The organism is Oceanobacillus caeni (assembly GCF_019037185.1).
GTDB classification, from domain to species: domain Bacteria; phylum Bacillota; class Bacilli; order Bacillales; family Amphibacillaceae; genus Oceanobacillus; species Oceanobacillus caeni.
In genome coordinates this window covers 35,021-56,374 of the sequence record NZ_JAHHXM010000010.1, presented here as the reverse complement: position 1 = coordinate 56,374, position 21,354 = coordinate 35,021, and the positions used below count along the sequence as shown (strand labels likewise).

Annotated in this window: 19 protein-coding genes and 1 pseudogene; 8 read left to right on the top strand and 12 right to left on the bottom strand. The window is 36.5% G+C overall.

Annotation, left to right across the window (positions count from 1 at the left end; translation table 11 throughout):
* Positions 1-23 precede the first annotated feature (23 nt).
* From KM885_RS07945 to KM885_RS07930, 4 genes are all read right to left on the bottom strand, one after another.
* Entirely contained in the window at positions 24-1,244 is a 1,221-nt protein-coding gene (locus tag KM885_RS07945) for a dicarboxylate/amino acid:cation symporter (protein WP_047183937.1), read from the bottom strand.
* A 479-nt stretch (positions 1,245-1,723) separates the two neighbouring features.
* Positions 1,724-2,125: a hypothetical protein gene (locus KM885_RS07940; RefSeq protein WP_047183936.1), complete on the bottom strand. Its 402-nt coding sequence runs from the start codon at positions 2,123-2,125 to the stop codon at positions 1,724-1,726.
* Positions 2,126-2,390: 265 nt separating this feature from the next.
* On the bottom strand, positions 2,391-2,666 hold the full coding sequence (locus tag KM885_RS07935) for a hypothetical protein (protein ID WP_047183935.1): 276 nt from the start codon (positions 2,664-2,666) through the stop codon (positions 2,391-2,393).
* Between the two features lie 366 nt (positions 2,667-3,032).
* A complete protein-coding gene (locus tag KM885_RS07930; RefSeq protein ID WP_047183934.1) occupies positions 3,033-4,736 on the bottom strand; it encodes a sulfate adenylyltransferase in 1,704 nt (567 codons plus the stop codon).
* A gap of 126 nt (positions 4,737-4,862) precedes the next feature.
* Here KM885_RS07930 and KM885_RS07925 point away from each other — a divergent pair, with 126 nt between their 5' ends.
* Positions 4,863-5,192, top strand: coding sequence for a hypothetical protein (locus KM885_RS07925; RefSeq protein WP_047183933.1), 330 nt, complete (start codon positions 4,863-4,865; stop codon positions 5,190-5,192).
* Positions 5,193-5,294: 102 nt separating this feature from the next.
* On the opposite strand, the gene KM885_RS07920 is transcribed toward KM885_RS07925, so the two are convergent.
* Both KM885_RS07920 and KM885_RS07915 read right to left on the bottom strand, forming a co-directional pair.
* On the bottom strand, positions 5,295-5,837 hold the full coding sequence (locus KM885_RS07920) for an NADPH-dependent FMN reductase (RefSeq protein WP_047183932.1): 543 nt from the start codon (positions 5,835-5,837) through the stop codon (positions 5,295-5,297).
* A 163-nt stretch (positions 5,838-6,000) separates the two neighbouring features.
* Complete coding sequence (locus tag KM885_RS07915) at positions 6,001-6,465, bottom strand: flavin reductase family protein (RefSeq protein ID WP_047183931.1); 465 nt, start codon at positions 6,463-6,465, stop codon at positions 6,001-6,003.
* A gap of 226 nt (positions 6,466-6,691) precedes the next feature.
* On the opposite strand from KM885_RS07915, the gene KM885_RS07910 reads away from it, so the two are divergent.
* The 7 genes and pseudogenes from KM885_RS07910 to KM885_RS07880 all read left to right on the top strand — a co-directional run bounded on the left by KM885_RS07910 (position 6,692) and on the right by KM885_RS07880 (position 13,123).
* On the top strand, positions 6,692-7,843 hold the full coding sequence (locus tag KM885_RS07910) for an acyl-CoA dehydrogenase family protein (protein WP_047183930.1): 1,152 nt from the start codon (positions 6,692-6,694) through the stop codon (positions 7,841-7,843).
* 214 nt (positions 7,844-8,057) lie between these two features.
* Entirely contained in the window at positions 8,058-8,930 is an 873-nt protein-coding gene (locus KM885_RS07905; protein WP_047183929.1) for a transporter substrate-binding domain-containing protein, read from the top strand.
* A gap of 21 nt (positions 8,931-8,951) precedes the next feature.
* Positions 8,952-9,659, top strand: a complete 708-nt coding sequence (locus KM885_RS07900; RefSeq protein WP_047183928.1) for an amino acid ABC transporter permease — start codon at positions 8,952-8,954, stop codon at positions 9,657-9,659.
* A 12-nt stretch (positions 9,660-9,671) separates the two neighbouring features.
* Positions 9,672-10,388, top strand: a complete 717-nt coding sequence (locus tag KM885_RS07895; protein WP_225344073.1) for an amino acid ABC transporter permease — start codon at positions 9,672-9,674, stop codon at positions 10,386-10,388.
* Between the two features lie 21 nt (positions 10,389-10,409).
* The gene (locus KM885_RS07890) at positions 10,410-11,165 is read left to right on the top strand and encodes an amino acid ABC transporter ATP-binding protein (protein WP_047183927.1); all 756 of its coding nucleotides are present in this window, start codon (positions 10,410-10,412) and stop codon (positions 11,163-11,165) included.
* A gap of 281 nt (positions 11,166-11,446) precedes the next feature.
* Complete coding sequence (locus KM885_RS07885) at positions 11,447-11,875, top strand: MarR family winged helix-turn-helix transcriptional regulator (protein ID WP_312030830.1); 429 nt, start codon at positions 11,447-11,449, stop codon at positions 11,873-11,875.
* A gap of 14 nt (positions 11,876-11,889) precedes the next feature.
* Positions 11,890-13,123 (top strand): annotated as a pseudogene (locus tag KM885_RS07880) (MFS transporter).
* Between the two features lie 110 nt (positions 13,124-13,233).
* Here the strand turns inward: KM885_RS07880 and KM885_RS07875 are convergent.
* The 6 genes from KM885_RS07875 to KM885_RS07850 form a co-directional block, all read right to left on the bottom strand.
* Positions 13,234-14,394: a mannitol-1-phosphate 5-dehydrogenase gene (locus KM885_RS07875; protein WP_047183926.1), complete on the bottom strand. Its 1,161-nt coding sequence runs from the start codon at positions 14,392-14,394 to the stop codon at positions 13,234-13,236.
* Positions 14,395-14,832 (bottom strand): PTS mannitol transporter subunit IIA, encoded by a 438-nt coding sequence (locus tag KM885_RS07870; protein WP_047183925.1) that lies wholly within the window; start codon positions 14,830-14,832, stop codon positions 14,395-14,397.
* A 19-nt stretch (positions 14,833-14,851) separates the two neighbouring features.
* Positions 14,852-16,927 (bottom strand): BglG family transcription antiterminator, encoded by a 2,076-nt coding sequence (locus KM885_RS07865; protein WP_047183924.1) that lies wholly within the window; start codon positions 16,925-16,927, stop codon positions 14,852-14,854.
* Positions 16,928-16,951: 24 nt separating this feature from the next.
* Positions 16,952-18,391, bottom strand: a complete 1,440-nt coding sequence (locus tag KM885_RS07860) for a PTS mannitol transporter subunit IIBC (RefSeq protein WP_204798425.1) — start codon at positions 18,389-18,391, stop codon at positions 16,952-16,954.
* Between the two features lie 225 nt (positions 18,392-18,616).
* A complete protein-coding gene (gene hprK, locus KM885_RS07855; protein WP_047183923.1) occupies positions 18,617-19,567 on the bottom strand; it encodes an HPr(Ser) kinase/phosphatase in 951 nt (316 codons plus the stop codon).
* 185 nt (positions 19,568-19,752) lie between these two features.
* Positions 19,753-21,216, bottom strand: a complete 1,464-nt coding sequence (locus KM885_RS07850; protein ID WP_047183922.1) for an MDR family MFS transporter — start codon at positions 21,214-21,216, stop codon at positions 19,753-19,755.
* Between the last annotated feature and the right edge of the window lie 138 nt (positions 21,217-21,354).

Genomic DNA, 21,354 nt, shown 5'->3' with positions numbered 1-21,354 from the left:
TTAAATAAGGCGGCTTTATTCATTTAACTAACTTTACCTTTACGTTTTTCATTTTCCGAAATAATATAGGCACATACAGCATCCCCGGTTATATTTAAAGAAGTTCTAAGCATATCCAATAAACGGTCAATACCAATAATGAGCGCAATCCCTTCCACTGGGAGACCAACCTGTGTGAGAACCATGGCAAGCATGATCAATCCAACACCAGGTACACCAGCAGTTCCAATACTAGCTAAAGTAGCAGTAATAATAATCAAAATAATGTCGGTAAAATCAAGAGGTATAGCATAGACCTGGGAAATAAATACTGCAGCTGTTGCCTGCATGATAGCCGTTCCATCCATATTAACAGTAGCCCCCAATGGTTGGACGAAACTACTAATACTTTTACTAACTCCAAGATTCTCCTGGGCCGCTTTCATGGAAATTGGTAAAGTTGCATTTGAACTAGCAGTACTAAAAGCAACCGACATCGCCGGAAAGAATCCTTTATAAAAAGTTATCGGATTTCCCCTACCAAGAAACCAAATAGCTATCGTATACGTGACAGCCGCATGAATAAACAGACCTAAAATAACAGTCCCCATATATGCACCCATCGATCCAATGGCATCTAAACCCGCTCCCCCAATCGCGGAAGCAATCAATGCAAACGCACCATATGGAGCTGCTTTCATAATTACGTTCACCAGGTACATTAAAACCTCATTTGCTTGATTAAATAAACGGTGAATCCCGCTGGTTTTATCTCCTAAAATGGCAAGAGCAATTCCGACAAAGATAGCGAAGGCAATAATTTGTAGCATATCACCAGCGGCCATAGAAGAAACCGGATTCGTTGGAATAATATTTACGAGCGTTTCCATAATTGGAGGGGCTTCATTTACTTCATAATCCGCGATACTTACATCAAAAACCCCTTCAGTACCGGGTTTAATAGCAAATGCTAACGCTAGACTAATACATAATGCTATGGCAGTTGTTACAAGGAAGAAAGTAATCGTTTGTATTCCAATTCTCCCCAATTTTGCCGGTTCTCCTAAACCAGCTGTCCCAAGAACGATGGAAACAAAAACAATTGGTACTACAAGCATCATGATTAGATTAATAAATATTTGACCAACTGGAGTTAAAAGATACGTATCTAATTTAGAAAAAACAGCTTCTGGCACAAAAGTTAATATGATACCCGTTACCACACCAAGAACAAGGGCAATTAAAATCTTTTTGGTTAAACTCATTTTACTACCACCTTTCGTTATAACAAAATTGGGAATTTAACCAGAATGGCAGTTTAATGGACGTTTTCTTAGTTAACTTTTTTATAACTTCTTTAAATAAAAAAGTACACCTCCCTTCATTAGTTGAATTGAATTCATTCCCCACACTGACTTGAGTGCGGTTACAATTCCAGCAGCAACTAAACATGAATGTAGCGTGTACCAGGCCATGTATTGTGAATATTATATATTAATACGAAAAACGAAGATATAATAGAACATCTTTTTGTCTTTTTTATTAGGCCTTTACGGGCAGTTGATCTCCCACCCGCTTTCTTTGTTACCCCAGAAGCTCAAGGTGGGATAAAGTAAATTTTATTCACTACCGAATGGCCTTCCTTATGATATGATTTATAAAATAATTTTTTATTATAATTCTTACAAAAAGAATGACGCTTGGGCATTTAAAACGTCCCAAGCGTCTTTTACTTTCTCACCAATTAAAAATATGGAACTTCTTTCATAACACCGTCTTTCACTACAGTATATTTGAAATTGGGGAGTTTTGCTTTTTCTTTTATATATTCCAACAACTCATAATGCATGGAATGAAACACAAAACGAAGTACATCATCAAAAACATGATAAAACAGGGTATAGCAACTTTTTATAATTGGTAATTTCCGAATATAGACAACTAATTCATGTTCATTATTTAATTTATCAAACAAATAATTTCTTTCTTCGTCATTAATATTATCTAATATTTCAGTTGGTTTCATTAGTTCCTCTATCGGATGAAAAATAAGAATATTACTGTTTTTTTTTCCAGAATATATCGATAGTCCGTTTGACTGTTTCGATAGTAAAAGGAAATCATCTTTAAGTCCTGTTAGTCTCATTGATTATTCGTCCTTGTCATCGTTGTAATAATGCGTGTTCAAAAAGGATTGTTGTCGGCTAAATGCACAATGTCCATTGCGGATATTGCCGGCGTTAGCCACAAAGGCTGTTTTTAGTCGGACTTCCTTCATTCTTTTCCTGTGCGTCGCAGTTCGAGACGGCGTAGCTTTGAGCACTAGAAAAAGCCTCTTTGATTCCACGACTTACTAGGAAAAGCAAGCCAACGTCGATGTGTCATTTTCACCGGAGTTTTTGTACATCCTTTTATAGAAACCTATAATCCATACTTTTATCAGGTCGTTGACTAATCTCAACGCTTAGTCCCATTTCATTGTTTAATCTATGATACAAATACTTCCGTTTAATCTTGGGTATTAGAGCTAGCATCTTAATAGGATCATCTGTCCGCTCGTTTCGCAAAAAAATTAAGTGATTCTTATTGTTTTCGCCTAAATAGGCAGCAAATACTTCTTCTGTCTCATCATCTATCTGCTTATAATCATCCTCTAAACCAAGTAGCTTTACGATGGTTTCTTCCATGGATAGCGCCTCCTTAAATACACAGGATTTTTTAATCATTTTATCCATCTGGGTTAAATATAAACTTCGAAAATGACCGATTAGAAAAGATGATGAAGCAAATAAATTTTAGAAGAATGCATGAAGTAAAGGCAGATATTATAAAGGGACTTCCATCAGTGGGAGTTTCCCTTCATCCCATACTGATAGTTATTATTGGGCCATTATGGGCAGTTGACCTCCCACCTACCTTCTTTGTTTCCCCAGAAGTTTGAGGCGAGATAAACATTCAAGAAAATATGAGGTAAAAGTAATTGAATGCGTTAACATTTTCGAAAGTGCATGGTAGATACTGCCATGCACTTTCATTATTATTTACTATTTTCCCTACTCTTCATCACTACCACGATAACGCTTGTACGGTAATGGATTCCAAATGCGGTATTCTAAGTCTTTCTCACGTAATGCTGCTGGGATATCATCAAAAATTTTCCGTGCTACTTCAAGTTCGTGCTGGGCTTCTCCCCGATCTTGATACATAAATTCATCTGAAGCCTTCTCTGGTGCTTTATTCACTTTTTCTTCCAAATATTCTACAACCATTTCCTGTTGTTTATAAATAGACTCACGCGCTTCTGAAACCCAATCATCTTGAGTGGAACGCAATGTATCGGTTACATAACTAAATTCATCAAATATTCCTTTGTAAACTCGGTCTGCATTGGTACGAACATCACGAATTACATTTTCCAAGTCTTCAATCGTTAATTCTTCAACTTTTAGAGGACTTTTTCTCTTCGGCCCTCCAATCCGTGAAGATTCTAAGTAATAAGGGAAAATACTTTTAATTGTTTTTCCAACTGGATTAATTGCCTGATTGTTCTCATCCACCCCTTTAGGTTGCACCCCTTGCATCGCAATCCGAGCTGATTCCGGACGAACGATTTCTTTCGGTGGAAGAACCCCATAACGCAGAAGCTCCCTGATTCCAGTTCCAGAAATATTTATGCGATATTGTTTACCATGCGGACATGTTTGCTCCGTTGCAGGGTTATCGCATCGCGTACAATAAAACACTTCATGGAACAATCGAATATCAATACCTAACTCATCGGCTGTGAATTCATCGAAAATGGAATGACTTGCATATTTATCATAATAATCTCCAATACCTGCATGGTCGCGGCCAATTAGCGCATGTGTGCATCCATAATTTTTCATGATTAACGCATGAAGAACCGCTTCACGAGGACCAGCAAAAATATACGTAACACGCAATGGCGCAAGCACGGTTCTGTCTTTCGGATAGTACGTATCTAGCACACTACGATAAGATAACATGCGAAACTCATGCCTTGTGTACTCACGTTTCGCCATTTCTACTAAGGGCTGTACAAATAAACCATCCAATTCTTCAAGTGCATTTCTATGAATATACTCATGACCACGGTGCAGTGGATTTGCTCCAGTAATAAATCCGCCGACAGAGTGAAATTTCTTTTGTTCATAAAACAATTTCCACGTATCCTTTGGTTCCATTCTAAGGTTTTCAAATGGTCCCCAATGCACCCTTCTAAGTAATTGAATTGGCCCACCTAAAGCCGTATCCCCCATCCTTCTATAAATAGAATCTACACCTGGATGGTTCCGATCCTTCGTACCAAATAGATGTGTAGCCCGAAAATCTCTTTCATAATGAAAAATATCATCTAATTTAAGAATGGCGACCGGTTCCTTCGTTTCATCCGCTAACACTACTTCATCTCCAACGGACAACGTTTTTATCACTTCTTTATTTCGATCTCCAATTGGAGCAAAACTTAAAGGAACTGGCCAAACAACCCCATTTTTCAGACGACCTTCTGTTAAAACGGAAATGTAATCTTCCTCAACCATAAAACCTTCATTTGGAGATAAAACACCAGTTGCAATCATTTCCAATGTAATAACTGCCTCCAAGTCTACCATAATCATCGGTAGTTCCTTCGCTTTCTCCATAGCCTTTTCTAGTTCTATTCCCGTTAAAACACCATTTACCAATTTTCCACCATGAGGCTTCTGGGGAAAACTCGCAAAATTTATTTCAGACATTATATCCCCTCCCTACTATTTTGTATATTCAAACAAAAACTGTTATATTCTAAAAATAAGAGCTAGTGGACAAGTTCTCTGTTCTTGTTAAACGAGATTATTTCACCCTATTATGGAGGTTTTATAATGGTAGAATCGGCATCAATAAGTACTTTAAAAGCATTAGTTGAAAAGAAAACAAAGAAAAAAATATTGGTTAAAATAATGTGGAATGACAATGAAAAGTTAACACTATTCATTACGCCAAACATGAAAATCAATTCATTTATATATGATGAAAAAGAGGGTTATTTATTTTATGATTTAGAAGGAAAACCAATAAAATGGGTAATTCCATGTGTATTATCGGAAAATATGTTGATGGATGGGAAAGCACTCCTTAAGGAAGATATACAAATTAACGGACAATCTCTATCTAAAGATGATAAAAAATTTTTAATGGAACATTCGGATTAAACATCCTCGGGAACAATTAGAAAACCTGTCATTCACCATCCAGGATGTGCGAATGACAGGTTTGTACTTGTGTAGGAAGTCCGATTTGAACGGTAAACTAGATTAATTGGATTTGACTAAATCAACAAACTTTTCAATAACACTATCTAAAAATGTTAATGTATCCTCATCTAACTGGCCATTTTCCTCGATTTTCTGTTGAACAAAATTAATAAGAACTTCATTGCCACCTGGGGAAAGAACATTTGCCTGAATCCCAGGTGCAGATAAAATTTGTCGTAAATGTGTTTGGGCACGAAGCGTTCCAACCATTCCTGAACTAGCTCCTAATGGCATCACGGGTTTCTTCATAAACACCCTTTTCCCACGAGAAGCCCAATCTAATGCATTCTTTAATACTCCTGATATAGACCAATTATATTCTGGTGTTACAATGATAATCCCATCGGCAGAAAGAATTTCTTGTTTGAAGTCTTTCACGACGGACGGTGGATCTAATTCCTCGTCTTGATCAAAATGGGGCAAAGAACGAATATCTGCTATCTTTATGTTCATTTTATCCTTATAACGTTCTTGCATTATTTTTGCGATTTGCATATTGTACGACTCTTTTCTAATACTCCCAACAAGTGCAACAATGTTCACTATTACATCCCCTTTTCCAATGATTGTTATGTTTAATAAATTCATGCATAACTTTGCATTCCGGCACTCACCGGACTTTTGAGTTGCGGAACTCCTAATTGCTTTTTCTTTCAACTATGTTGTTTAGAGTGGTGGGAGCGACTTCATGATAGTTAGCCTCTTATTACTTATCGTCCAATGAATGGTATTTCCCACCGTAAAATATAAGTGGTTTCTTTTCTTCTACATGAGTATCAGTCACTTTTCCAATAAAGAGGATGTGATCCCCTTCTGTATGTTCTTGAGTGACCTCACACGTTATTTGTGCTAAAGATCCTGGTAAAACTGGTTTTCCGTCTAGATAGTCAAATTCTATGCGAAAATCATCTTTCAATTTTCCCGAAAACACTCTTGAATATTCTTCTTGATTGGAAGCTAATATATTAACCGAGAATACTTTACTACTTTTAATTTTATTTAGAAGACGGGCATTTTCACTTATCGAAACAGTCACTAATTTTGGATGTAAAGACACGGACATGAAAGCGTTTGCTGTCATTCCATGAACTGCCCCGTTCACCTCAGTTAAAACCACTGTAACCCCTGTCGCAAACTTTCCCATTGCATTTCGAAATTGGTTGTCATCCATTAAAAATCCCCCTTCACTTTCTTTAAAAATAATAATCCCCTTTATTTTAAAATATTCCCACTATACAAAACCATTGCATATATAGTATTATATCATATAATATACTATTCCTAGTTACAAACTATGGTTAATTCTTTCAAATACTATGAAATCGTTTAATAAGTAATGGAATAATAGTTCTAATTATTCAGATTGAATTTACTAAATCATCACTGGAGGGAAAACAATGAATTTACTAGAACTAAATACAATGGAAGAACGGATTGAATTATTAACAAAAACAGTAGAACCTTTTACCGCACGCGCTTTAGGCCATGATAAAAATGGAACATTCCCTTATGAAAACTTTAAGGAATTAAAAGCAATTGGATACCCTGCATTAGCAGTACCAAAGGAATACGGTGGGCTAGGAATATCTCTTTATGAAATGTTATGCTACCAAGAAGTAATTGGGAAAGCGGATGGATCAACTGCCCTTTCCATAGGATGGCATATGGGACTTATGAAACAACTGGGTGAAAAAAGAAACTGGAAGAAAGAAAAGTACGAGTCTGTTATTCGTGATGTTGTAAAAACGGGTGCATTACTAAATAGTGCCGCATCTGAACCAGCAACAGGCAGTCCTACCCGTGGGGGAAAACCAGAAACTTTTGCAAAAGAAGTAGATACCGGATGGGTGATCAACGGAAGAAAAACTTTTACAACACTATCCCCCATTCTTAGTTATTTTATTGTGAGTGCGTCCATTGATGGCACGGATGATGTGGGGAATTTCCTAATCAAGCGTGATAGAAAAGGAGTAAGTGTGGATGAAACATGGGATTCTATTGCCATGCGTGGAACTGGAAGTCACGACCTTGTATTAGAAGATGTTCATGTGGAAAAAGACGATCTTGTTGAAATCATGACACCGGGTAATAAGACACCTGCTGGTTGGCTTTTACACATTCCTGCATGCTATTTAGGAATTGCACAAGCTGCACAAAAGGCTGCATTAGAGTTCGCAACTACTTACTCACCAAACAGTATTAAAGGAACTATTTCGGAATTACCAAATGTAAAACAAAAATTAGGAGAAATGGAACTTGGTATATTAGAATCGAAACATTTTCTGTACTCCGTTGCGAAGAAATGGGATGAAAGTAATGAAGAAACAAAAGCAACAATGGGACCAGAACTTGGTGCTGTTAAGTTATCCGTAGTAAACAAGGCTGTAAACGTTGTTGATTTGGCTATGAGAGTTGTTGGTGCAAGAAGTCTTTCAGAGAAAAGTAATCTTCAACTCTACTACCGTGATGTTCGAGCAGGACTTCATAACCCGCCTATGGATGATATGACCATCATGCAATTAGCAGGAAAATCTATTGCTGAATTTTAGAGACGGAGGGACAGATCCCTTGTCTCACTTCGTCACTAATCCGACTAAACAGGGGTAAATTATAATAATAATTTCATTTTTAATTATATAAGTTTGTTCAAAAGAACCGAGGTCGGCTAAATTGCCAACGAGAAACGTCGAAGTGTTTTTCACCGAACTTTTTGAACAACCTCTATAAATATGAAAATAAAAAGTGGATGAGGAGAATGTAAAGATGAAAAAGGGGAAGTTTCTAAAAGGGATAGTAACAGGAATTGCTTTAATCACCTTGTTAGCAGGTTGTGGTGGATCAGATAATGCATCCAATACGGATTCAGGCAATTCGGGGGATTCAGATGTTAGAACAGTAAAAGTAGCTTACGACCAAGCCTCTAAACCTATTTCTTGGTTGGATGATAACGGAAATCCTACCGGTTATGATGTTGAGGTATTAAAATTAGTTGATGAGCTATTACCAGAATATGAATTTGAATATGTAGGGACAACTAGCGATGACTTACTAATCGGTGTTCAGCAAGGGAAATATCACGTAGGAGTTAAAAATGCTTTCTGGACAGAAGAAAGGGCAAAAAACTTTATCTATCCTGAAGAATTTCTTGGTTTAAGTAGCATCGGTCTTGTGCTGAAGAAAGAAAATGAACATATCAAATCCTTATCAGACTTTGCTTCTAATGGCATGACTTTGGCACCAATTGCAGCAAATAATGCACAATACACTGTCATTGATGAATACAATCAAAAAAACCCTGACAATCCAGTTCAATTAGATGCGGGAGATCAATTCACTGTTGATGTGGTGCAATGGGTGAATGAAGGACGTGTAGATGGAGGAGTCATCATTGAAGGTCCCTTTAAGAAGCAAGTTATCGCTGAAGATGGTCCATATCATAATTTAGTAGAAAATGTTGTTTACAATGAATTCGATGTGATTAAAACATGGCCATTATTCAATTTAAATGAAGAAGAGTTCGCCGCTGCATACGATGAAGCAATCAAACAACTTAAAGAGGAAAAGAAACTGAATGAACTTAGTGAAGAATTTTATGGCAGAGACTTATTCGAAGTATTAGAATCTGTGGACAGATAAACAAGAAAATAGAGGTGCAAAATGGAGAAATATTTTGATGCCACATATATATGGGAATCGATCCCTACGCTCATCCCCTATTTAAAGGTAACCTTTATCGTAGCAGGCCTTTCCGTCCTATTCGGAAGCCTGCTAGGATTAATCTTAGCTGTGATGAAACTAGGAAAAAACAAGATTTCCCAAAATATTGCCCATGGGTATACAACCGTATTAAGATGTACCCCATCCATCGTTCTACTATTTTTAATATATTATGGGGTTCCAGCAATTGCTATAAACTTTGGAATCAATCTGAACGATATGAGTGCAGCTTTTTTTGTCGTAATTACTTTCACCCTTCAATTTGGTGCACTCATGTCTGAAGTCATTCGATCAGCCTATGAATCTATTGATAAGGGACAATATGAAGCAGCAGTATCTGTTGGTTTAAGTAACACTCAAGCATATTGGCGAATTATTTTCCCCCAGGCTTTTGTAGTAGCCTTACCAAACTTTGGAAATAGCTTATTGGAATTAATGAAAGAAGGGGCTCTAGCCTACACCATCGGATTAATCGATGTAATGGGTAAGGCAAATCTTATTATAGCAGGGAACTATAATTCACATGCACTAGAAATCTACATTGGACTTTCTATCATTTATTGGATCCTTTCCATTCTAATAGAACAGTTTTTCTTAAAACTGGAAAAAATTTTTAGTAAAGGGAAGAAGAATCTGAAAACAGTTTAAGGGGGTGACAGTGTGTCAAACGGATTGGATTTTGAGTTTCTAATAGATACCTTTTTCATAGCACTATCTGGGGTTCCTGTGGCCATGATTATTACAGTTATTTCATTACTCATTGCCTTGCCACTAGGATTTTTGCTAGCGTTAACACGTATCAACAAAATGCCGATTTTAAGTCAATTTTCTCGGGTTTACGTTTCATTTGTTAGAGGGACGCCTGTCATCGTTCAGATCTTTATCATCTACAATAGTGTTCCCCTTCTACTCGCAACCATATTTGAAAAATATAATATCCAAATGAATGTTTATGATGTCAACCCTATTTGGTATGCATTAATTGTTTTTTCATTGAATACAACGGCAACATTAATAGAAGTATTTCGTTCGGCGATCAATACCGTTAGTAAAGGACAACTAGAAGCTGCTTATTCGGTTGGACTAACGACTGTTCAAGCATTTATTAGAATTATTATTCCGCAAACATTAGTAGTCGGACTACCTAACATATGTAATGCTACCGTCAATCTTATTAAGGCAACTTCTTTAGGATATGCCATGTCTCTACCAGAAATCACGTTAAAAGCCCAAGTAGCGGCAAATGCTAGTTACAACTATATCGAGGCTTACATGGATATTTTTATCATATACCTAATTATTTGTAGTTTAGTAGAATACGGATTTAAACGAATGGAAAAACGATTAAGAAAATACAAAATCGCTCCCGCTGCGTAAATCTATTTTGGTGGTGAAATCATGTTAGAGATTCAAAGTATCAAAAAATCATTCGGAAAAAACACAGTTTTAGATGGGGTAAATTTAAAGATTGAGAAAGGCGATGTGGTGGTCGTCCTTGGACCAAGTGGTTCTGGTAAAACAACCTTACTACGATGCATTAACTTTTTAGAAAAAGCAGATGAAGGTAAAGCCATTTTTGGGGATATTCAAGTAGACCTTCATAAGGCTTCTAAAAAACAAATAAATACCATCAGAAAAAGAACTGCTTTTGTATTTCAAAACTACAATCTCTTCAATAATAAAACTGCGTTAGAAAATGTAACAGAAGGACTTATTATTGGCAGAGCTATTCCTAAAGATAAAGCAATAAAAATGGGAAAAGAAGCATTGGATAAAGTAGGATTATCTGAAAAATACAATGCCTATCCTAGTGAGTTATCAGGTGGACAGCAGCAACGTGTTGGGATAGCAAGGGCTGTCGTCTTAAATCCAGACATCATCCTTTTTGACGAGCCAACATCAGCATTAGACCCGGAATTAGTCGGTGAAGTTTTAGAGGTGATGAAAACCATCGCTAAAGAAGGAACAACCATGCTAGTCGTTACCCATGAAATGTCTTTTGCTAAAGATGTAGCGAACAGAGTAATCTTTATGGATGGTGGTGTAGTTGTGGAAGAAGGTTCACCAAAAGAATTCTTTGAGAATCCGAAAGAAGAACGAACCCAACGTTTTTTAAGAAGAGTTTTACCTGAGGATTACATTTATAATATTTAAGAACTTTTACCCTACAAATGTGTTTTTGTCACATATGTAGGGTTTTATTCTTTCAACGCGCTTCAATCATTCCATATGATGGCTGGCATTCCCTTTTTAAATCCTCACAGAACGTTTTAACCAGACCTCCATTAACGATAACCCACCTAAATGTGCAGTAAGTGCGACTAATCTTTATAAGGAATTTTAGTAATTTTTGAATACTAGACATCTCTTTCAACATATTGTATAATACAAAAGTTACCCATGATAACTATTACCGAAGATAACTATTTAAGGAGGTGCTTTCAATTAAGACTTCACAAAAGTTTTTTCACAAGCTTATTTTATTATATCGGCCATTTGAAAATCGTCTCAATGAACAACTCAATAAACACCAATTACATCGGGCACAGTGGACTGTGCTTTACTATTTATATAATAATGGTTCTGCGACGAATGTTGAGATTTCCCATTATCAAGGTGTTGAAAAACCTACCATCACAAGAACAGTTAGCCGCCTAGAGGAATTGGGTTATGTGGAACAAATTCCCGGAAAAGATAAGCGTGAAAAAAGAATGAAGCTTACAGAAATCGGTATGAACATTTATGAAGATGTTCGTGTTACCATTGATCAATTTGAAGAGAGTATTCTAAAAGGAATAACTGAAGAGGAACGGTTAGAGGCCGTTCGAATTATGGATGTAATTAGAAATAATATCAATAAGTAAGGAGTTAGATTTTAGTGAATCAATCGAAAGCAAAATTATGGACCAAAGACTTTACTATCGTTTCTACTGCAAACTTTTTCTTATATTTGGTTTTTTATTTACTATTAGTAACAATGGCAGCTTATGCGGTAGATCAATTAAACGCGTCAGAGAGTCAGGCTGGACTTGTAACAGGTATTTTTATTATCGGAACATTAATTGGCCGACTTTTTCTCGGACGTTTGATTACCACCATTGGTAATAAGAAAATGTTATATTTTGGACTTATCTTTTTTATAATTACTTCACTCTTATATTTTGTAGAATCCGGAATAACATTCTTACTTTTTAACCCGTTTTCTTCATGGACTTGCACTTGGAATGGCTAGTACTGCAACAGGAACCATTGTAGCCGAAGTTATTCCAGAGTCACGTAAAGGAGAAGGAATTGGATATTACAGCATGAGTATTACACTAGCTACAGCAATCGGCCCCTTCTTCGGTCTATATATGGGGCAACATACAAGCTATCAAACCATTTTTAGCTTTTGTACTGCGTTAGGAATTATTAGTTTTATAATCGCACTCTTTGTAAATATTCCAGTAATAGAAAGGCTAGAGGAAGATACAGTACAAAAACATAAACATGCGTTTAAATTTTCCAATTTTATTGAACCAAAGGCATTGCCAATTGGATTAGTTGTTATTATTCTATCCTTTGCCTATTCTAGTGTTCTATCATTTATTAATTTCTATGCAATGGAGATTGACTTGGTTAATGTGGCAAGTCTATTTTTTGTTGTCTATGCTGTGGCTATATTGGTTTCACGACCTTTCACAGGCCGATTAATGGATAAAAAAGACGCTAATTCGGTCATGTATCCAGCTTTTATAATTTTTGGGGTAGGTTTACTACTTTTAAGCGGAGTAGCAACAAGCATTCCATTACTATTAGCTGGTGCCTTAATTGGACTCGGATATGGAAATATGCAATCAACCGCTCAAGCGATTTCTGTTAAGTCGACCTCTCCAGAGCGTGTTGGCCTTGCAACATCAACCTATTATATCGCACTTGATGCAGGACTTGGTTTTGGACCATACGTTTTAGGATTTATCATTCCACTAACTGGTTATCGTTATTTATACGTGACAATGGGAATATTAGTGCTAGCAACTACCATCCTTTATTATTTCATGCATGGAAGAAAGGAAGGTTCTATTCTTCCGCGCGATAGTAAAGCTAAGGTAGGAGAGATAGAGGAGATTTAATGATTAACTCTCTTATATCTTCATAAATATATAAAGAACAAAAGAGGCGATCACTGTTTGATCGCCTCTTTTGATTTATATAACATAACTATTATTCATTTGGTACCTAACTATTTTCTTAATTCCTTAATTTCCTCTAATTCCTTTAATACTGTCTTAACTAATGGATGGTCAGATTCTAGTCCAGATACTGTTTGTAAAGTTTTTTCATAACCATCTTCTGTAATCATCTGCTGAAGTTTTTGCGCCTCATCATCCTGTTCATTTTTATATTCAAGGACTGCTGCGATAACTTTAGCTAGATAGATTGGCTCTTTTCCAGTTACATCTAGGTACATTGTTGCTGGTTTGACTAAGCGGTCTTGGGACCCGAGTTTACGGATTGGTCCTCTAGCAACTCTTGTTACTTCGTCAGATATATATGGATTTTTGAAGCGATCAATAATTTTGTGAATATACGCTTGATGTTGTGTACGATCAAATTGATAGGTTTGAATCAATGCTTCACCAGACTCATTTAATGCACCTTCAATAATCTCCTGAATATTTTTATCCTTCATTGCCTCATTAATGGTTGCGTAACCCATGTAACGACCTACATATGCTGGTACGGAATGTCCTGTATTCACGGTAAATAATTTACGCTCAATATATGGTTTTAAATCTTTCACATAGGTAACACCATTAATTTCTGGTTTATCTCCTTTAATGGCGGTTTCCTCAACTACCCATTCAAAATAAGGCTCCACGGAAACTTGGAGGAGATCATCATTTTTCTGGTTTGGTACAATGCGATCTACTGCTGCATTTGGAAAGGCATAAAGTTCATTAAACGTAGCTTTTTCATCTTCTGAAATATGTTCAAAGACTTTTTCCTTTAATAAAGCACTTCCGCCAATCATATTCTCACATGCAATCAAATTTAATTCCTTTGGATTGGTTTTCGCACGTTCTCTTAATCCTTTAGCAATTAATTCAGAAATGATTGCTAGGATGTTCGGACCTACTGCTGTTGTAATAATATCTGCTTTTGTAATTGCTTCTACTACTTGATCTGGATTCGAAACACTGTTTATTCCAGAAACATTTTTAACCGTTAATGTTTCACTAGCTTCTGAAGCAAGGACAACATTATATTCTTGTTTTTGATTGATTTCATTAATAATGGTCTCATTCACATCGACAAACGTGGCATGATAATTTGCTTGGTAAAGTAAGGCGCCAATAAACCCACGGCCAATATTCCCAGCACCAAAGTGTACAGCTAGCATTTAATTCACCTCTTCTAATAGGCTAAGAATTTCATCTTGGGATGTTGCATTTACGATTTTTTCAATATTTTCAACTTCAGAACAGATAATCGCAATTTTAGATAAAATTTCTAAATGCTCGTCTCCTTTTCCAGCAATACCGATTAATACTTTGACAATATTTCCACCGCCAAAGTCAACCCCATCAGGAACCGTGACAACGGATAAACCTGTTTCTAATACATTTTTCTTTCCATCTTCCGTACCATGTGGAATGGCAAGATAATTTCCCATATAGGTTGATGTTACTTCTTCTCTCTCTAACATTTTTTCAATATAAGATTCTTCGACATAACCACCATCGACTAAGATCTTACCTGTATAGCGAATGGCTTCCTCTTTTGAATTTAGTTTTACTTGAAGATGAATATTGTCTTTACTTAAAATTTCTTTTGCCATGTTGTCACACACTCCTAAGTTAAATTTTCTCTTTTATAAATTCATAAAGTTTCTTTGCAAGAAACTGTTTTAACAATGGTTCGTTTTCATGTTCAAACATTTTGACCGTTTCCTGCTCTTGTATCATTAAACTACTTAAATAACTAAATACTTCCAACACTTCATTATCGGGCGCTTCTGGTGCAAGCATGAGTAAAATTCGATGCATCTCCATAGGATCTCCATCCATACCTTGTACAATTAATGGATTCTTTAAAGAGTAAATACTAAAGTTCGGAATCACAACATGCTCTGAACGCGCATGGTAAAGGGATAGGTATGTATTTGGTATACCAAGACCACCTAATTTCTCCCTATTAAGTAATTTAACTAAAATTGCCTCTTTATTATCTATTATTTTACATTCCTCTAGTTCCATACAAATAGAACTTAAAATAGACTCTATTGACTTACGTTCAGAAACAGGTTTGACAGAAAAGTGCCCTAATAAATCCATAATTGCCTTAGAGTAGCTTTGAATGGATTCTAATTTTTTTAGGGATTGAATATGCACTTCTTCGTTATGCCTTTTTTTCTTTGGTATAAGTGTTTTTTTCCTTATTTCCTTCTTAATTCTTTGAATTTCCATTTCCGTTAGCATTGGTGATGCTAAAATATAGTTTCCTTCAAACCTTTCCAACGGGATAGTTGAAATGATAAGATCATATTCCTCCGTCACATCATCTTCAAGATCAAATAACGATTTATTTTCAACTGTACGGATCTCAGGGATTATCTGCATTAGCTTGGTAGCTAAGATTTTAGATGTACCAATTCCACTTGAACAAATGACAAGTGCTTTCAAGTTAGATTTTCCTTCTATTTGAAGTAACGTTGCAGCAAAATGAAGCACAAGGTACCCTATCTCATCTTCCGGAAAATTTATATCTGGAAACGTTTCTTCAACACCCTTTTGAACCATTTGGAAAAAATCCAAGTAATCCCTTTTAATTTCCTTTAGCATCGGATTTTTAATGGTCATTCCCTGCCTTAAGCGAAAAACTGCCGGTTTTAAATGAACGGTTAAATCATGTAATAGTTTATTATTATCCGTAAGATCTTTGTTTAACAGTTTACTGACACTTTGAATCAGTTCATTTGCTTTTAAGGCTATATCCAAACTAGTATCTTCCATCAGATTATTCCGGTCCGTCCGTAATTTTGCACCAAGTAAATGCATGGTAATATATCCTATTTCATCATTTGGGATGTTAAGGGAAAGATCGGACTCCAATTTTTGAATGATTTTCTTTGCAATCCTATATTCTTCTGTTCCCTCTATTTCTCGCAAATAATCATCATCGAAATGAATGACATCTCCATTTTGTATCCTTTGTATCGCTAAAGTAAGATGAACCACTAATCCAATATATCCGCTATCAGCAAGTTCATAAGGAAGGTCTTTACTAGCTTGTTCCACTCGCTTTTCAATTATTACTAGGTGTTTAGGATTTACAAAATCCATTAATCGATCCGTTATATGGTTTCGGCGTTTTGAGTTTTGTTGGATATGGTTTCTTAACTGATTTGCAAGTCCAATTGGGGGAATGTTTAGTGAAACTAAGTAACTAAGCGCAGACCGTTTTTTTGCTTCATTTCCTGCAATCGTAATCCCTAACCCTTTTTTTCGGACAACGATGAGATCAAAGGATTGAAGCTCATCTTCTAGATGTTTCAGATCACTACTGACGGTAGCGCTTGTTACCCCCAATTCATGTGCTAGGGTGAATAACTTAATTGGTTCTCTCTTTTCAAGAAGCATCGTAAGTATGATTGCTCTTCGTTCTTCTGGTGTAAAATCTGTAGTAGCTTCACCTGTAATGATAGATTGAAGCTGCTCTTTATCTTTACTTTTTCCTTCAATACGTAAACCCAGCCCCATTTTCTTGATGAGTTTCAAATGATAGTTAGCTAAAGTGTGCTCAATCTTTTTTAAATCACGGTGAATGGTTCTTTCACTGACTTCAAGAATTTCGGCTAAATCCTTTACCGTTACTTCCTCTATGGTAGTTAGCAAATGTAAAAGTATTTTCCGTTCTCGACCAGATATATACAAACCACTCACCCCTTTTGATTACACTTATTTTTTAAGCCGTTCGATTAACTCATCGTATTTCGGACTGTTTAAGAAATTATCAACTGAAATATGTTCTGCATCCGGAATTTTCGCTTTTGCACGGTCAGTTAATTCCTTCTGAGTGATAACAATATCCGCATCATTCGGAATTTCGTTAATTGCTTTATTTGTTACGTCGATGTTAATATCGTTCTTTTTAAATTTATTTTTTAGTAGGGAAGCCCCCATCGCGCTAGATCCCATTCCAGCATCACACGCAAAGATAATTTTGTTGACTTCTTCCGCTTGTTTTTCTTTTTTCACTTCTTCTTGTGGTCGATTTTCCTCTACTTGGTCTTGGCTTAAGACATTAGCAACCGTACTCTTCTTCCCTTTCATCGCTTCCATCTTGTCTGTTGCTGCACTTAAATCTTCTTCCTCTTGTTTACTTGATTTTAGAATAAATGCTGCAACGATAAAGGTAACTGCCGCTGCGACAAGAACACCTAGGATAATACCTAAATAACTATTTCTTTCAGCCATGGCAAGTAACGCAAAAATACTTCCTGGTGAAGCTGCTGCAACAAGTCCTGCATCAAATAATTGGAACGTGAATACACCACTAACGCCACCTGCAATTACCGCAAGAAATAACATTGGCTTCATCATTACATAAGGGAAATAAATTTCATGAATCCCACCTAAAAATTGAATGATTGCTGCACCAGGTGCGGAACTTTTGGATGCACCTTTTCCAAAGATTGCAAATGCAAGCAAAATACCTAAACCAGGTCCTGGGTTAGATTCTAATAGGAACAGAATAGATTTTCCTGCATCCGCAGCCTGTTCAACCCCAATAGGACTTAAAATCCCATGGTTAATCGCATTATTTAAGAAAAGAATTTTTGCTGGTTCAATAATAATATTGGCAAGTGGCAATAAACCAGCACCGATAATTACTTCAACACCACTAGCTAAAGCATGGTTTAGGCCTTCAACTAGTGGCCCAATACCAAGTACTGCAGCAATTGCTAGGATAGCTGCTAATATACCTGCAGAGAAATTATTGTAAAGCATTTCAAACCCTTGTCTGACTTTCCCTTGAAATGCTTCATCAATTTTTTTCATTAAATATCCTGCTAAAGGCCCCATGACCATGGCACCTAAGAACATCGGTATATCTGCACCGACAATGACACCCATGGTTGCCGTGGCACCAACTACACCACCACGAAGATCGTAAATCATTCGACCACCAGTAAAACCAATTAATAATGGTAGCAAATATGTGATCATTGGGGTAACTAAAGTAGCAATCGTTGCATTTGGCCACCAACCATCTTCTATAAAGAGGGCAGTGATAATCCCCCATGCAATAAACGCACCAATATTCGGCATAATCATACCACTCAAATAGCTTCCAAAACGCTGAATCTTGGCACGCATTCCTTTATTTTCAGCCATTACTAGCTCTCCTTTCTTATCGAAACATATATATTATTGTAACTCTGCTTCATTTTCGTATTCAACGACATCCAAAAGCATTTTTGACAAGTCTCATGTTGACAATAGTTTATTTAGTATATGGAAAGAGAGTTTTTATAATTAAAAAAGCTGACAGATTGGAAATTCCAAATCTGTCAGCTTTACAATAATTTAGTTTATCTTATTTTCTTTCCTTTAACCTATTTATTGAGACGATGAACCCTGCGTCCCTGATTTCTCTAAATCCGCCTCAATTCTACTATAAAACTCTTCCGCTGCATTGTAGCCTTGCTGTTTTAAATACCAATTATTCGCAGCTGCTTCAATTAATCCAGCCACATCACGTCCGGGTTGAAGCTGAATTTCCATAGAAGGAATTTTCACGCCCATATAGTCTGTGTAACTAATTTCCTGTTCCAACTCATTATACAAGGCATCTTTCTCCCATTTTGTCAGATGAATATCAAGAGTAATACGTGTCTCATCTTGAAAAGCCCTGCGTCCATACATTCGCACTACATTCATTAACCCAATACTACGTAATGCTAGAAACTCCTTGGTTTTTTCATCATGGGTACCTAGGATTGTTTGTGGACTAAGCTTTTTTAATACGATGATATCATCCGCTACTAAACGATGACCACGACGAATTAATGTATGGGCTGTTTCGCTTTTTCCTACTCCAGAATTACCTCGAATTAAAACACCTATTCCTGATACATTCATACAAACTCCGTGTATGGCTATTTCCTCCGCTAATTGCTTTATTAAGTAAGCATCTAATTTTGGGATAAAGTCCGATGTGATCTCCGGTTGTTTTGTTACTAATAATGGAATTCCCTCTTCTATACAATGATGCGTTAAATAAGTTAAACCTTCCTCACCACTAGTTACGATAAAACATGGTGGATGGTAATGAACGATATTTCCAATTCGTATCTTTCGTTCTTCTTCACTTAATTTATGTAAATAGGTAACTTCTTTTCTACCCAAAATCTGAACTCTTTCTGTTGGAAAAAAATCGAAATGTCCAACAAACTCTAATCCTGGTCGATGCACACGTGATTGTGTAATCACATTTTGTAATCGGTTCTCTCCTGCAAGCACTTTCAATTGAAACTTATGAACTAAGTCCTCAACTGTTATTTGTTTCATCCTACATTCACCGTCCAATAAAGATATTAATGAATAGAATTATACTTTAGAATATTAGAATAGTCACCTTAGTTGCACTTATGCAGATTTTTACGGCAATCCCCGGACGAGAAAGATTTCCCCTAGCTGCCAAATAAATAACCCAATATTCATAATGAATATTATGAATATTGGGCTACCATCATCTAAGCTTTTTGATAAATTTTCTGATTATCGTGTTGTTTTTCTCTTAATCTCTCTAAATCTCTTTTCTCCACTTCTTCTTGAGATGTTTTACTATCCCTCACGAAAAACGAGGTCAATAGTCCAACAAAAGCAAGAACAGTTATCACGATAAATGCGACATTCACTCCATAGATAGCTGGATTAGGAATATCTGCTCTAGCTGCCGTTTCTCCTGTTGTTGTCATAACTGTAACAAGAATAGCTGTTCCAACAGAAGCGCCGACCTGCCTCATTGTATTATCCATTGCCGCCCCGTGTGGAATTAGTCGTTTTGGTAATTGGTTCAATGCCGCTGTTGAAATTGGCATCATGACCATAGATAGTCCAAACATTCTAATACTGTACATGATTGTCATGAAAGCCAAGGATGTTTCCGTATCTAATCTAGTAAATGGAATGGAAGAGACAGCGACAATTAGTAGTCCAGTCATCGCTAGCTTACGCGCACCATATCTATCAAAGATTCTACCTGTAATAGGAGACATAAACCCTGAAATCAACGCACCTGGTAATAACGCAATCCCCGCTTCAAAAGCAGTGAATTCACGCATGTTTTGCATATAAAGTGGGATAAGTGTTTCTGTCCCGATTAGCCCCATAAACGAAATGATTCCAATAACAACGGCTAGTGGGAATAGAGAATACGTAAAAACCCTGAACTCTAACATTGGATGCTGCAGTCTTAACTGTCTTAAAATAAACATAAAGAGTGACACTACTCCAACAGTGAGTGAAATGATGGTTAAACTTGCTCCCCAACCGTTATTCCCAGCTGAAGTAAATCCATAAAGTAATCCACCAAAACCAAAAGAGGATAAAATAACAGATGGAATATCTAATTTTGGTTTCTTTAATTCCGTTACATTTTTCAATGCGAAAAAGGCGATGATAATATCTACAATTGCAATTGGTAGGATGATAAAGAATAATACCCTCCAAGAATAATGCTCTGTTACCCATCCTGATATGGCAGGACCAAGTGCTGGTGCAAATGATATAACAAGACCAATTAATCCCATAGCTGATCCACGTTTATGAACTGGGAAGATTAAAAGAAATACTGTCTGCATTAGTGGCAGCATAACCCCTGCTCCAGCAGACTGGATGACTCGCCCTACTAATAAGAAAGAGAAATTAGGCGCAATCCCAGAAATTAATGTGCCTATAGCGAAAATACTCATTGCCGTTATAAACAATTGTCTTGTCGTAAACCGTTCTAATAAAAATGCACTAATGGGAATCATAATACCATTGACAAGCATAAACACCGTGGTTAGCCACTGACCAGTGTTTGCCGTAATTCCCATTTCCTCCATAATTGGGGGAATTGCAGTAATCATCAACGTTTGATTTAAAATGGAAATAAATGCCCCAGCAAGCAACAATGCGACAATCGTTTTTCGGTTATAACTTACCGTTTGCATATCCTTCCCCTCCCCTATTTCTTCATAACAATTCATAAATTATAATGCATTTCAGGTAAAAAGGAAATAGGAATTTTGCTAAATTTCAGCTAGATAAAGAAGACTTCCATCAGCGGAGGCTTTCCTTCATCCCCCACT

Excerpts from the sequence above, each read along its gene's own strand:
- KM885_RS07945 (WP_047183937.1), bottom strand. The coding sequence starts at position 1,244 with ATGAGTTTAACCAAAAAGATTTTAATTGCCCTTGTTCTTGGTGTGGTA.
- KM885_RS07940 (WP_047183936.1), bottom strand. The coding sequence starts at position 2,125 with ATGAGACTAACAGGACTTAAAGATGATTTCCTTTTACTATCGAAACAG.
- KM885_RS07935 (WP_047183935.1), bottom strand. The coding sequence starts at position 2,666 with ATGGAAGAAACCATCGTAAAGCTACTTGGTTTAGAGGATGATTATAAG.
- KM885_RS07930 (WP_047183934.1), bottom strand. The coding sequence starts at position 4,736 with ATGTCTGAAATAAATTTTGCGAGTTTTCCCCAGAAGCCTCATGGTGGA.
- KM885_RS07925 (WP_047183933.1), top strand. The coding sequence starts at position 4,863 with ATGGTAGAATCGGCATCAATAAGTACTTTAAAAGCATTAGTTGAAAAG.
- KM885_RS07915 (WP_047183931.1), bottom strand. The coding sequence starts at position 6,465 with ATGGATGACAACCAATTTCGAAATGCAATGGGAAAGTTTGCGACAGGG.
- KM885_RS07910 (WP_047183930.1), top strand. The coding sequence starts at position 6,692 with ATGAATTTACTAGAACTAAATACAATGGAAGAACGGATTGAATTATTA.
- KM885_RS07905 (WP_047183929.1), top strand. The coding sequence starts at position 8,058 with ATGAAAAAGGGGAAGTTTCTAAAAGGGATAGTAACAGGAATTGCTTTA.
- KM885_RS07900 (WP_047183928.1), top strand. The coding sequence starts at position 8,952 with ATGGAGAAATATTTTGATGCCACATATATATGGGAATCGATCCCTACG.
- KM885_RS07890 (WP_047183927.1), top strand. The coding sequence starts at position 10,410 with ATGTTAGAGATTCAAAGTATCAAAAAATCATTCGGAAAAAACACAGTT.
- KM885_RS07875 (WP_047183926.1), bottom strand. The coding sequence starts at position 14,394 with ATGCTAGCTGTACACTTTGGTGCTGGGAATATTGGCCGTGGGTTTATT.
- KM885_RS07870 (WP_047183925.1), bottom strand. The coding sequence starts at position 14,832 with ATGGCAAAAGAAATTTTAAGTAAAGACAATATTCATCTTCAAGTAAAA.
- KM885_RS07860 (WP_204798425.1), bottom strand. The coding sequence starts at position 18,391 with ATGGCTGAAAATAAAGGAATGCGTGCCAAGATTCAGCGTTTTGGAAGC.
- hprK (WP_047183923.1), bottom strand. The coding sequence starts at position 19,567 with ATGAAACAAATAACAGTTGAGGACTTAGTTCATAAGTTTCAATTGAAA.
- KM885_RS07850 (WP_047183922.1), bottom strand. The coding sequence starts at position 21,216 with ATGCAAACGGTAAGTTATAACCGAAAAACGATTGTCGCATTGTTGCTT.